The 12,301-nt window shown below is 56.0% G+C and carries 13 protein-coding genes; 3 read left to right on the plus strand and 10 right to left on the minus strand.

All coding sequences use genetic code 11. The features are described from left to right. Nucleotides 1-151: 151 nt before the first annotated feature. From rlmD to surE, 4 genes are all read right to left on the minus strand, one after another. Nucleotides 152-1,462 (minus strand): 23S rRNA (uracil(1939)-C(5))-methyltransferase RlmD, encoded by a 1,311-nt coding sequence (rlmD, locus tag AC6I6N_RS04480; protein ID WP_230017960.1) that lies wholly within the window; start codon nucleotides 1,460-1,462, stop codon nucleotides 152-154. A 297-nt stretch (nucleotides 1,463-1,759) separates the two neighbouring features. Then, a complete protein-coding gene (locus AC6I6N_RS04485) occupies nucleotides 1,760-2,584 on the minus strand; it encodes a peptidoglycan DD-metalloendopeptidase family protein (protein WP_094196889.1) in 825 nt (274 codons plus the stop codon). Nucleotides 2,585-2,607: 23 nt separating this feature from the next. Further along, the gene (locus tag AC6I6N_RS04490; protein ID WP_094196890.1) at nucleotides 2,608-3,432 is read right to left on the minus strand and encodes a protein-L-isoaspartate(D-aspartate) O-methyltransferase; all 825 of its coding nucleotides are present in this window, start codon (nucleotides 3,430-3,432) and stop codon (nucleotides 2,608-2,610) included. Further along, nucleotides 3,429-4,169, minus strand: coding sequence for a 5'/3'-nucleotidase SurE (gene surE, locus AC6I6N_RS04495; protein WP_230017959.1), 741 nt, complete (start codon nucleotides 4,167-4,169; stop codon nucleotides 3,429-3,431). The genes AC6I6N_RS04490 and surE overlap by 4 nt, the downstream gene beginning before the upstream one ends. Before the next feature lie 114 nt (nucleotides 4,170-4,283). Between surE and plsY the strand changes: the two genes are divergently transcribed. Beyond that, nucleotides 4,284-4,925: a glycerol-3-phosphate 1-O-acyltransferase PlsY gene (gene plsY, locus AC6I6N_RS04500; protein WP_094196892.1), complete on the plus strand. Its 642-nt coding sequence runs from the start codon at nucleotides 4,284-4,286 to the stop codon at nucleotides 4,923-4,925. A 3-nt stretch (nucleotides 4,926-4,928) separates the two neighbouring features. Here plsY and tsaD read toward each other — a convergent pair whose 3' ends face one another. Then, complete coding sequence (tsaD, locus tag AC6I6N_RS04505) at nucleotides 4,929-5,987, minus strand: tRNA (adenosine(37)-N6)-threonylcarbamoyltransferase complex transferase subunit TsaD (RefSeq protein WP_094196893.1); 1,059 nt, start codon at nucleotides 5,985-5,987, stop codon at nucleotides 4,929-4,931. A 188-nt stretch (nucleotides 5,988-6,175) separates the two neighbouring features. On the opposite strand from tsaD, the gene AC6I6N_RS04510 reads away from it, so the two are divergent. Both AC6I6N_RS04510 and trxA read left to right on the plus strand, forming a co-directional pair. Continuing rightward, nucleotides 6,176-7,468, plus strand: a complete 1,293-nt coding sequence (locus AC6I6N_RS04510; RefSeq protein WP_094196894.1) for an NCS2 family permease — start codon at nucleotides 6,176-6,178, stop codon at nucleotides 7,466-7,468. A gap of 120 nt (nucleotides 7,469-7,588) precedes the next feature. Then, nucleotides 7,589-7,969, plus strand: coding sequence for a thioredoxin (trxA, locus tag AC6I6N_RS04515; protein WP_094196895.1), 381 nt, complete (start codon nucleotides 7,589-7,591; stop codon nucleotides 7,967-7,969). 64 nt (nucleotides 7,970-8,033) lie between these two features. On the opposite strand, the gene AC6I6N_RS04520 is transcribed toward trxA, so the two are convergent. The 5 genes from AC6I6N_RS04520 to AC6I6N_RS04540 all read right to left on the minus strand — a co-directional run bounded on the left by AC6I6N_RS04520 (nucleotide 8,034) and on the right by AC6I6N_RS04540 (nucleotide 12,292). Continuing rightward, nucleotides 8,034-8,297 (minus strand): DUF2024 family protein, encoded by a 264-nt coding sequence (locus AC6I6N_RS04520; protein WP_094196896.1) that lies wholly within the window; start codon nucleotides 8,295-8,297, stop codon nucleotides 8,034-8,036. Between the two features lie 24 nt (nucleotides 8,298-8,321). Then, nucleotides 8,322-8,852, minus strand: a complete 531-nt coding sequence (locus AC6I6N_RS04525; RefSeq protein ID WP_497943255.1) for a peroxiredoxin family protein — start codon at nucleotides 8,850-8,852, stop codon at nucleotides 8,322-8,324. Between the two features lie 210 nt (nucleotides 8,853-9,062). After that, on the minus strand, nucleotides 9,063-9,659 hold the full coding sequence (locus AC6I6N_RS04530) for an IMPACT family protein (RefSeq protein ID WP_094196898.1): 597 nt from the start codon (nucleotides 9,657-9,659) through the stop codon (nucleotides 9,063-9,065). 8 nt (nucleotides 9,660-9,667) lie between these two features. After that, nucleotides 9,668-11,266: an ABC-F family ATPase gene (locus AC6I6N_RS04535; RefSeq protein ID WP_094196899.1), complete on the minus strand. Its 1,599-nt coding sequence runs from the start codon at nucleotides 11,264-11,266 to the stop codon at nucleotides 9,668-9,670. A gap of 63 nt (nucleotides 11,267-11,329) precedes the next feature. Then, a complete protein-coding gene (locus AC6I6N_RS04540; protein ID WP_094196900.1) occupies nucleotides 11,330-12,292 on the minus strand; it encodes an LD-carboxypeptidase in 963 nt (320 codons plus the stop codon). Between the last annotated feature and the right edge of the window lie 9 nt (nucleotides 12,293-12,301).

Genomic DNA, 12,301 nt, shown 5'->3' on the forward strand with positions numbered 1-12,301 from the left:
TAATCGGCATTGAAAACAACGGCACCTTGACCTAACGAGCTGACAAAGCCACCCAGGAAAAACAAAACGCCCCGCAAACTGAACTGCACCCCAAAAGTTGGACACTCATCCAACCTTTGGGGCGTTTTATATCCAGCCCGCTTAGGTATGCTTAACGCGTAAAAACCGCAATCGATTCCACGTGCGCCGTGTGCGGAAACATATTCACCACACCGGCTGATTCCAGCGTATAGCCACCTTGATGCACCAGTACACCGGCATCGCGCGCCAACGTACCTGGACTACAGGAAACGTAAACCAGACGCTCGGGGCGTTCGTGCTTTTCCAACTGTGCCAAAGCGGTTGCAACAGCAAAGGCACCATCGCGCGGCGGGTCGATCAACATGCGGTCGAAATGCCCCAGGTCACGTAGCCATTGCACGTCCACTTCAAACAGGTTCAGGGTAGTAAATTTCGCCTTGTCCTGCAGGTCATGGGCCAAGGCCGCTTCACCGGCACGTTCGGTCAAAGTGCTGCTGCCTTCAATCCCGACCACTTCGGCGGCGCGGCGCGCCAGCGGCAGGCTGAAGTTACCCAGACCACAGAACAAGTCGGCCACACGGTGCTCGGGTTTGACGTCCAGCAAGGTCAAGGCACGCGAGATCAGGCTGCGGTTAATGTCGTGGTTCACCTGCGTAAAATCCGTAGGGCGATACGGCATGCGCAGATCAAACTCAGGCAGTGCGTACGCCAGTTTGTCCGCATCCTCACGCAACAAAGGGTGCGCTGTTTCAGGGCCTTTAGGCTGCAACCACCAGCTAATATCGTGCTCCTGGCCGAAGTCTTGCAAGCGTTGAATATCTTCGCCCGTCAATGGCTCCATGTGACGCAAGGTCAAGGTCGTGATCTTATCGCCCATGGCCAGCTCGATCTGAGGCAAACGATCCGGTCGGGACAGGCCTGCCAGACAGGTGCGCAAAGGCGCCAGCAAGGCGGACACCTTGGCAGGTAAAACACGACATTCCGTCATGTCCACCACGTAGCGGCCATTCTTTTCACGGAAACCCACCAGCACTCCGCCTTTTTTAGGCACATAGCGCATGGAGAAACGGGCGCGATAACGATAACCCCAGTAGGGACCGTGCAATGGCGCCAGGACGCGGCCAGGTTTGACCTTGCCAATATGACCCAGGGAGTCTTCCAACACACGCTGTTTGACCGCCACCTGGGCCGAAGGCTCCAGGTGCTGCATGGCACAGCCACCACAGACACCAAAGTTGGGACAGGGAGGCTCGGCACGCTGGGACGAGGCTTTCAACAAAGCCGTCATACGGGCTTTATCGTATGAATCTTTGGAGCGTACCGTCTCGGCCAGCACTTCCTCGCCAGGCAAAGCACCTTCCACAAACACCACTTTGCCCTCTTTATGGGCGACGCCGCGTCCTTCCAGATCCAGCGATTCAATTAACAATACGTCAGACATTCGATAAAAACCTAAATAAGCGTCCTGCCAAGCAAAATGGCGCAGTTGCATTGCAGCAAATGATGGCGAATCGCTGATTTTACAATGAGCCTTCCGCACAGCGGGTAAAAACAAGCAGAATGCGGCAAGAGCGGTTGAGCACAGCGGGTGAACCCACCATGCCCAGGAGGGTCAGCAAACAGCGCGGGCAAGCGTCAGGGCCCATCTCCGTTAAAAGCCTCAGAGCACTCAGGCGCCAGACACAGTACACAAAAAAAGCGGCCAAAAGCCGCTTTCTTGTCAGTCCAGATACCGAGCTTATCGCGTAGGCAGGTACGAGATCGGATTGACCGGCGTACCGGAACGACGAATCTCGAAGTGCAGCCGTGGCGAGGTGGTGTCAGATTGACCCAGATCGGCAATACGCTGTCCCTTCTTCACCTGCTGGCCCGTTTTAACGTGCAAGACACTGTTATGGGCATAAGCGGTAATAAAACCATTGCTATGACCGACCAACACCATCGAACCTAAACCACGCACACCATTACCGGCATACATGATCTTGCCATCCGCAGCGGCAACCACGGGATCACCCACCTTGCCTTCAATATCAATGCCCTTGGTCGAGGCATTGAAGCCCTGGATGATCTTGCCACTGGCAGGCCAACCCCAGGCGATCAGGGCAGCGTCGCTAGCGCGAGGCGCAGACACAGGTGTTTCAGTCTTGACCGGAGTGGCCGGGCTGACGGGCGAGGTCTGTGTGCTACCGCTACCGGCTGGGCGAGTGTTGACTGCCGCCATCGAGGTATTGCCATCCAGACGCAAGGTTTGGCCCACGCGCAGCATGGAAGGATCGGTAATCTGGTTCAACTGGATCAGCGAGTTCACGTCCATGCCGTGTGCCTGGGCGATTTTGTAAAGCGTATCGCCAGGACGTACCACATAGGTACCTGTGGCACTGCTGACGCTGCCCGCCGCCGAAGAAGAACTCAGGTCGGTGACTGGGGCACGCTCGTTACGGCTTGCACAACCAGCCAGCAGGGTACTGGTGACCACAGCCGCCACCAGGCACTGACGGGGCGTCAAGAACCACTGTGTACCGGTGGAAGCAGCGGTTAACGGTAACCTGACTGCATGCTGCATAAAAATCTCCTGAGAATATCTGACTAAATCTGGGTTCCGGCTCGCATCGGCACGAAGCGAACCGCATCAAGTTCTTCACGACGCCACGAAGCCTGTCCGGTGCGTTCCACCAAAACCAGGCGCTGTTGTGTCGTACCTTCAGGGGCGATCAGCCTCCCCCCCAATGTTAATTGTTCCAATAAGGTTCTGGGAATGACCGGACCGGCTGCCGCCACAACAATAGCATCATACGGGGCTGCCGCAGGATAACCTTGCATTCCGTCACCAAACAGTATTCGAGCACGTTGCGACAGACCTAATTGACGCATGTGATCGCGGGCCATATCGCACAAACCTTTGATGCGTTCCACGGCGTACACTTCTTTGACCAATTGTGCCAAAACAGCGGCCTGATAACCACACCCGGCGCCCACTTCCAATACTTTATTCGGTATTTTCTGGTCACACACCAAACTGATCATATGAGCCACGACCCAAGGCTGGGAGATGGTCTGCGCAAAGCCAATGGGCAAGGCATCATCTTCATAGGCCCGACTGGCCAAACCTTGATCAACAAACTGATGGCGAGGCACTACCTGCATGGCGGCCAACACCCGTTCATCGGTAATTCCCTGTCGGCGTAAGCGCTCAATCATCATGCCACGCGAGCGTTCCGAGTTCAAACCTAGATTGACACTTGTTGACACTTGCGGTGACAAATTGACCGACGGTGTCGGTTGTAACTGACCCCGTTGCACGATGCGCGTATTGCTGTTGCTGGCAGACAAGCCACTGCCCAGGCTGGACTTGCCAAACCGGTTCCGTGTCCCATCCGCGAAAGGATAGCGTTTGCCGGGTTTGCTTGTCATTGCACCCAGTCCCGCAAACCAGCCAGTTGATCGTGATTCGTCAGATCTGCCCGCAAGGGAGTAATCGACACCGCACCGCTTTCAATCGCTCCGAAATCCGTTCCCTGCTCGCTATCGGACACGCCACCTACACGACCAATCCAGTAGACGGGTTCGCCATAAGGAGTCTGGCTTTTCACCACCGGCTCCGAGGGGTGGCGCTTGCCCAAGCGCGTCACCTGCATACCTGTCAGGGCTTCATACGGCAGGCACGGAATGTTCACGTTCAGCAGGGTGTTGACCGCCAGCGGCTGCTTCTGACACCGCTGCACCAAGTCCCGTGCCACGCGCGCCGCGCTGTCCAGGTTTTTCCAGCCCCGTTCGATCAGGGAAAAGGCAATCGCGGGAATGCCGAATAAATGGCCTTCCATCGCAGCAGCGACCGTGCCCGAATACAAAGTGTCATCACCCATATTGGCGCCATTATTGATACCGGACACTATCAGATCGGGACGGAAGTCCAGCAAACCGGTCAGCGCCACGTGGACACAATCAGACGGTGTACCATTCACAAAATAAAAACCATTGCTGGCCTGGCGCAGCGACAAGGGACGATTCAAGGTCAGGGAATTGCTGGCACCACTGCAATTGGTCTCAGGTGCAATGACAGTTAGCTCGCCCAGCCCTTGCAAAGCTTCATACAACGCCTCGATACCGGCTGCTGTATAGCCATCATCGTTGGAGACCAGAATACGCATGCTTACTTTTCCGTTAAAAATCTAACAGGGGCAGCAAATTGTACCCGCTGCCTTTGGTATTTTGCTGCAAGGCCGGTAGAATCCGCGCAACAATAATTGTGGAGCTCAATCCTCATGAACGCCGTTTCTTTTGCTGTGGCTGTACCGCTTGTCGCCCTTTTATCCTACTTGCTGGGGTCCTTGCCGTTTGCCGTAATCGTCAGCAAGATCATGGGCTTGCAAGACCCTCGCACCTTTGGTTCGAAAAATCCGGGAGCCACTAATGTACTACGTAGCGGCAATAAAAAAGCAGCCATTCTGACCTTGTTGGGCGATGCCTTCAAAGGCTGGCTGGCTGTCTTTCTGACCCAACAGGCCATCAGCAACTGGGGCTGGGCACCCACATTACTGGGCGTCAGCGCCTTTTTTGCCTTTTTAGGTCACTTATACCCGGTCTTTCTGGGCTTCAAAGGCGGCAAAGGCGTGGCAACCGCGCTGGGTGTCATCCTGGCCCTGCTGCCCTGGCTGGCTCTGGCTACCGCGGCCACCTGGCTGATTATTGCCTATGTCAGCCGTTACTCCTCACTGGCCGCCATTATCAGTGCCGTGTTCGCTCCCTTGTTTTACCTACTCGGTGCCAAGGTGGTCTGGCCCATGAATGCGTCCATTGCCACCGCCCTGGTCCTGATCAGTGCTTTCTTGCTGTGGCGTCACCAAGAGAACATTCGCCGTCTGCTGACAGGCAAAGAAAGCAAGATCGGTTCCAAGAAAAAATAAATGCTAACGCTCTGGCGGGGAGACGGGCTGATTTACACAGGCCAGATCCCAGCGAGGCCGAATGGCAAAGCCATGCTGACTATCATCTAACGTCGCCAAACCGTGTTTGACCCGCATGGCCGCCGCAAAAGCAATCATGGCACCGTTATCGGTACAGAACTCCAGCGGTGGAAAAAACACCTCGCCCTTCAAACGCGCCACGGCTTTTTGTAGATACGCCCGCAAGTGGCGGTTGGCGCCCACACCACCGGCAACCACCAAACGTTTCAAGCCGGTTTGCTTCAAGGCTTTGACGGCCTTGGCGGCCAACACATCCACAATCGCGGCCTCGGTCGCGGCGGCCAGATCAGCGCGTTGCTGTTCAGTCATCCCGCCCTCTTGCGCTTCCAGCTTGCGCAGGCGCGTCAGCACGGCAGTTTTCAAACCACTAAAGCTGAAATCCAGATCCTTGCTATGCATCATGGGACGCGGCAACTCGTAGACGCTGGGGTCTCCCTGTTCAGCCAGACGCGACAGGGCCGGGCCGCCGGGATAGCCCAGGCCCATCAGCTTGGCGCTTTTATCAAAGGCTTCGCCCGCCGCATCGTCCAGCGTTTCACCCAGCAATTCGTACTGACCCACGCCATCCACGCGCATCAGTTGGGTATGACCACCCGAGACCAGCAAAGCCACAAAAGGAAAGTCCGGACGCGGCTCGGCCAACAAAGGCGAGAGCAAATGGCCTTCCAGGTGATGGATGGCAATGGTCGGTTTCTTCAGCGACCAGGCAATCGACTGCGCCACGCTGGCCCCCACCAGCAGGGCCCCGGCCAGGCCAGGACCGGCGGTATAGGCAATGGCATCGACCTGATCGAGCTGCATATGGCAAGAAGCCAGCACCTGACGTGTCAAAGGCAGGACACGGCGGATATGATCGCGAGAGGCCAGTTCAGGCACCACCCCACCGTATTCACGGTGCATGGCAATCTGGCTGTGCAAGGCATGGGCCAACAAGCCCTGTTCCGTGCTGACCAGCGCCACGCCGGTTTCATCGCAGGAACTTTCAAATCCAAGAATATTCATAGGACTTATTTTAGCCTGCTGTATTGGGGAAAATAGGAATTTATCCCCTCAAGACAATCAGCGGATAGTGTCGGGGTTGTGCCGATACATCGCGACAAAGGGGGACGACGCCGTGGCACACTCGTGGTTAAAATCCCGCATCGATAATCTCAAGCTCCGATCGCCTAATAATCACAAGGAGGCTGCCCATGTTTGAACGTCTCTTCAAACTCTCTGAGCATGGCACCAACGTTCGTACCGAGGTCCTGGCAGGTATTACCACCTTCCTGACCATGTCCTATATTATTTTTGTGAATCCAGACATCCTGTCCTCCACAGGCATGGATCGCAACGCTATTTTTGTCGCTACCTGCTTGGCCGCCGCTTTGGGCACCTTCATCATGGCCTTTGTGGCCAACTGGCCTATCGGCATGGCGCCGGGTATGGGTCTGAACGCTTTTTTTGCCTTCACTGTGGTCGCCTCCCTGGGCTATACCTGGCAACAAGCACTGGGCGCGGTCTTTATTTCCGGCGTAATCTTCCTGATCCTGACGGTGACTGGCATCCGATCCTGGCTGATTCGGGGCATTCCCAAATCCTTGCAAAGCGCGATTGCCGCCGGTATTGGTATGTTCCTGGGCCTGATTGCCTTGATGAACTCGGGCATTGTGGTCGCTCACCCCGACACCAAAATTACATTGGGTGACCTGACCCAACCAGCCGCACTGTATGCCATTTTAGGTTTCTTCATTATTGCCGCCCTGGATGCGCTGAAAATACGTGGTGCAATTCTGATCGGCATTCTGGCCGTGACCGTTTTATCTATGCTGACCGGTCATAGCGAGTTCGGTGGCGTAGTCTCCGCCCCGCCCTCTCTGATGCCCACGTTTATGCAACTGGACATCATGGGTGCTCTGCACACCGGCTTTGTCCACGTAATTCTGGTTCTGGTACTGGTTGAAGTGTTTGACGCCACTGGCACCATGATCGGCGTTGCCAAACGTGCCCGTCTGATCGAGGAAGGCAAACCCAATCGCTTGGGTCGCGCCCTTTTAGCCGACAGCACCGCCATTGTGGCCGGCTCGATGTTAGGCACCAGCAGTACCACCGCCTACGTAGAAAGCGCCTCGGGCGTGCAAGCCGGCGGCCGTACCGGTCTGACTGCCCTGACTATCGGCGTGCTGTTTCTGCTGGCCCTGTTCTTCTCGCCCCTGGCGGCTACCGTGCCCAACTACGCCACCGCCCCCGCCTTGCTGTACGTGGCGTGCCTGATGATGCGTGAAATTACTGAAGTGGAGTGGGAGGACATGACCGAGGCTGTCCCTGCTGCTCTGGCTGCCTTTTCCATGCCCTTCACTTACTCGATTGCCAACGGTCTGGCCTTTGGATTTATCAGCTACGTCATCCTGAAACTGACAACCGGCCGCTGGCGCAGTATTCACCTGGCCACGCTGATTGTGGCCATCTTGTTCGTGATCAAATACGCCATCGCTACGGAATGAAAAAGCATGCTTTAAACTCGTTTGGCGCTTTAGGGCTGTCTGGAAAACGAGTACACTGATCACATGTTTAACGAAGCGGCTGAACACCATCAGCCGCTTTTTTATTGCGGAGGCTCCCCCATGAGCATCGTCGAACTGAACGAAGAAACATTCCAGGCAGCAGTAGAAGACGGCAAACCCCTGATCATCGACTTCTGGGCTCCCTGGTGCGGTCCATGCCGCCAATTCGCCCCCGTCTTTGACGCGGCAGCGGCCAAGCACCCCGACGTGACCTTTGCCAAGGTTAACACCGAAGAAGAGCAAGAACTGGCTGCTGGCCTGCGTATCCGCTCCATTCCAACCTTGATGGTATTCCGTGAACGCGTTCTGCTGTTCTCGCAAGCCGGTGCCCTATCCGCTGCCCAACTGGACGACCTGATCGAGCAAGTCCAGGCTGTGGACATGGAAAAAGTCCATGCTGAAATTGCTGCTCAGCAAAATCAGCAGCCTGACCAGGCTTAATCGGCCCAGTTCCACAAAAAACGCCAGACAAGTTGTCTGGCGTTTTTTTATGCCTGAGTCTGCTTTATTCGCAGTTTTCCAACTCAAGAATCGCAAAACCGCTACGTTTGATTTCATTCTCGACCGGCGCGGAAGCCATTTCCGTATGGCAAAAACGACACTCTCGCGAGGTGAAGCTTTCCACACTCACCCCTTTGGCCTCGAGATAACGCCGACCATAACTCAGGACCTTGTCCATATCCTTGGCCTCATCGCTGACCAAAATATCAAAGTGCATACGCCGCCCGTCAGGACGCACGACGTAGGTATCAAACACGGCAATCTTCATGACAAACCCTTTTCAGCAAAACACCTAATAGGTACACGTAGGCCCGCAAGAGGGCGAGCCTTCCTTTTCCATCATCCCCTCTTTCTTGTTTTCCTGGGCCGGGCGACGAGCAATCAACTGCCCGACAAACGCACCCAGACGCAAATCATCCAGATGGCCCAGTTCCTTCAAAGCCAGATTGCCATCACGATCAAAAATAATGGTGGATGGCGTCCCGCCCAGTCCCCACTCCTTCATGGTGCGCGGCAAGGGGCCGCTGTCTGAGGGCTGATCAATGGCAATAGGAAAATTCAAGCGATACTCATGGGCGAAGGCTTGCAAGGCTGCCGGGCCCATCACCGCATGATGCTCGAACACGCTATGCAGGCCAATAATGCGCAAATCATCGCGCGAGAACAGGGTATCGAGTTTCTTGGCTTGCGGCAGGCTGTTGATGACACAGCCCGGACAAAGCATCTGAAAGGCAGTGACCACCACAACGCGGCCACGCAAGGATGACAGGCTTAATGGCGCGCTCGTATTGAGCCACTGGCTGGCATGGATCTCGTAGGACATGACATATACCCACAATGCTGACTAAACCCGATCATACCCGCAGGCTGGATGCAGACTTAGAAGGAATCAGAAGTGTTTAGTATGGCCACGGCCCGGACAGCGCGAAGGGACAATCGTCTGGAAAAGATACCTTTTCGTCCAAAAAGGCCCCATCAATACAGATAGCAAGAACAAGCTCATTGCGACCCGGCTTGTTGAACGGAGGATAGCCTACGTTTGCTCCAGGGGCTCACATTCGCCCTGGCCACGCGTCATATTGATAAAGGACTGCTGGAACTCCGTCTTATGCTCGACTGGCAGATTCAATACCCACTGCACGCCTTCAGCGTCGAATTGCTCGTCCTGAACCTGAACGCCAAAACTGTCGAAACGGGATTGAATCAAAGCCAGGTCGGCGAAGGAGCAGCGGCAGCGCAAGGCGGCCATGGGAATCAGTTCCTGCTTATCAGCAAGACGCAAACATTGAGCGGCCACGCCGCCGTAGGCACGCACCAGGCCGCCCGTTCCCAGCTTGACGCCCCCAAACCAGCGAATGACCAACACCGCGACACGGTCGCAATCTTGCCCTTCTATGGCTTGCAAAATGGGGCGCCCGGCCGTACCGCCAGGCTCGCCGTCGTCGTTAAAGCGGTATTCAGCCCCGATCTTGTAAGCCCAGCAGTTATGCGTAGCATCGGGCACAGCCTTGGCCTGGAAGAAGGCCAAGGCCTGGCTGGCACTGTCTACTGGTGCAGCCAGTGCCAGAAAACGGCTTTTTTTGATGTCCTGCTCAAAGCTGGTGGGCTCACGCAGGGTAAAGACGGCCACCGCTAGCCTCAGTCCTGTTCGCGGCTGGCCAGGTAGTCTTCGTAGCCACCACGGTAATCAACCAGACGGCCTTCAGGCATCACTTCGATAATGCGGGTTGCCACACCGGATACGAACTCACGGTCATGGGACACGAAAATCAGGGTGCCTTCAAACTTTTCCAGGGCCATCTGCAAGGACTCGATCGACTCCATGTCCAGGTGGTTGGTGGGCTCGTCCAGCAACATGACGTTATGCCGGCCCAGCATCAGACGCGAGAAGGTCATGCGGTTTTTCTCGCCACCGGACAACACCTTTACAGGCTTGATGATGTCATCGGCCGAGAACAGCATGCGACCCAGCACAGAACGCAGAGACTGATCGTCGTCGCCCGCCTGACGGAACTGGCTGATCCAGTCAAACACATTGTCTTCGGTATCGAATTCGTCCGATACGTCCTGAGCCATGTAGCCGATATCGGCGTTTTCGGACCAGACGACCGAACCGCTGTCGGGAGCCAGATCACCAGCCAGCAAACGCAGCAAGGTCGTCTTACCCACACCGTTCGCCCCCACAATCGCAATTTTCTCGCCCGCATCAATCATGGCCGAGAAGTTCTTGATAACGGGATGATCGTAGGATTTGCTCAACCCCTCGATGGTGACGGCCAGACGATGCAGGACTTTTTTCTGTTCAAAGCGAATAAACGGATTCTGACGCGAAGAAGGTTTGACTTCGATAGTGTCTGCTTTCAAGCGACCAATCTGCTTCAGACGCGACGTCGCCTGACGGGACTTGGACTTGTTGGCGGCAAAACGGCGCACAAAGTCCTGCAGCTCGCCAATGCGCTCTTTGGCCTTGGAGTTGGCCGCCAACACGCGTTCGCGCGACTGCACGGAAGCCAGCATGTAATCATCGTAATTGCCGGGGTAGACACGCAGTTCGCCGTAGTCCAAATCGGCCATGTGGGTGCAAACCTGGTTCAGGAAGTGACGATCGTGACTGATGATGATCATGGTGCTCTGGTAGCTGTTGAGCACATCTTCCAACCAGCGGATCGTGTTGATATCCAGGTTGTTGGTCGGCTCGTCCAGCAGCAGGACATCAGGATTGGAGAACAGGGCCTGTGCCAGCAGCACACGCAGCTTCCAGCCCGGAGCAATTTCGCTCATGGGCAACTGGTGCTGTTCGACCGGAATTTCCAGACCCATCAGCAGTTCACCGGCACGGCTCTCGGCGGTGTAGCCGTCGTACTCGGCAAAACGGGCCTCCAGCTCGGCGGCCTTCATGTAGTCTTCTTCCGTGGCCTCTGGATTATCGTAGATGGCATCACGCTCTTGCATGGTGCTCCACATTTCGGTGTGGCCCATCAACACCACATCCAGCACACGTTTGTCTTCGTAAGCAAACTGGTCCTGACGCAGCTTGCCCAGGCGCACGCCCGGGTCCAGCGATACATTACCCCCGCTTGGCTCCAGGTCGCCGCCAATGATTTTCATGAAGGTAGACTTGCCCGACCCGTTGGCACCAATCAGGCCATAGCGGTTGCCTCCGCCCAGTTTGACACTGACGTTTTCAAATAAAGGCTTGGCACCAAACTGGATCGTTAAATTAGCGGTGGAGATCACGTAAACGTACTTTGAAAAAGGTTGAGTTCAACCCAGTAGTGTATCAAGCAGGCGCGAAATCCGTTAGTGTTCGTGCTCATCCAGGACCAGATAAGCCATGCCGTCCTCGGTGGCCAGGCCCACTTCCTTGCCTACAGGCAGGCTGACTTTGACCTCCACATGCCCATACGGCAGGCCCGTTACGACTGGAACCTTGACGGTTTCACGCAACCAGCGCACCACCGAATCCATATCGAAACCATTATCCGAAGCGCCCGTTTTGTAGGCCGTGAAACGGCCCAACACCACCGCCATTTGGCGATTCAGAACGCCAGCATGCCAAAGTTGCGTCAACATGCGCTCGACCCGATACGGGGCTTCGCCCACGTCTTCCAGAAACAAGATGCCGCCGTCAATATTGGGAAAATAAGGTGTGCCCAGCAAAGAGCAGACCAGGGCCAGATTGCCGCCCCACAAAATGCCATGGCCATCGACAGCATCCGAATCCTCGGACTCAAAACTAAACAGCTCCAACTCGCCACGCATCAACTCGCCAAACAGCTCGGTGGTCAGCTCATCGGTTTCATCGCCGCCGAAATCGGCAATCGCCGTGGGCCCGGTGTAGCTGATGGCCCCTGTTTGCGCCAGCAAGGCCAGATTGAAGGCCGTGAAATCCGACATACCGACAAAGCGTTTGCCGCTATCGGCCACCGCGCGCCAGTCGATCTGGCCCAGAATGCGGCTCAAACCATAGCCGCCGCGTGTCGCCATCACAATGGGCTGGGGCTGCTGCAAGGCCCGCTGTACAGCGGCCAGACGCTGGGCGTCCGTACCGGCAAAGCGTTCGTGCACTTCCAGAGCGTCCGGGTCTATGTCCACGGCAAAGCCCAACTGGTTCAGACGCTGGCTTGCCAGCTCCAAACGCTTGGGTTCAAGGATCTGGCCAGAGGGCGAAAACAGGTAAATGCCCGAACTGTCCTGCTGCCCACAATGGCATTGGCCATGTTCGTGGTGATGGTGATGGTGGTCGTGCTCGGGGCTGCTCATGATGAACCT

It is taken from the genome of Alcaligenes sp. LTN-3 (genome assembly GCF_059735605.1).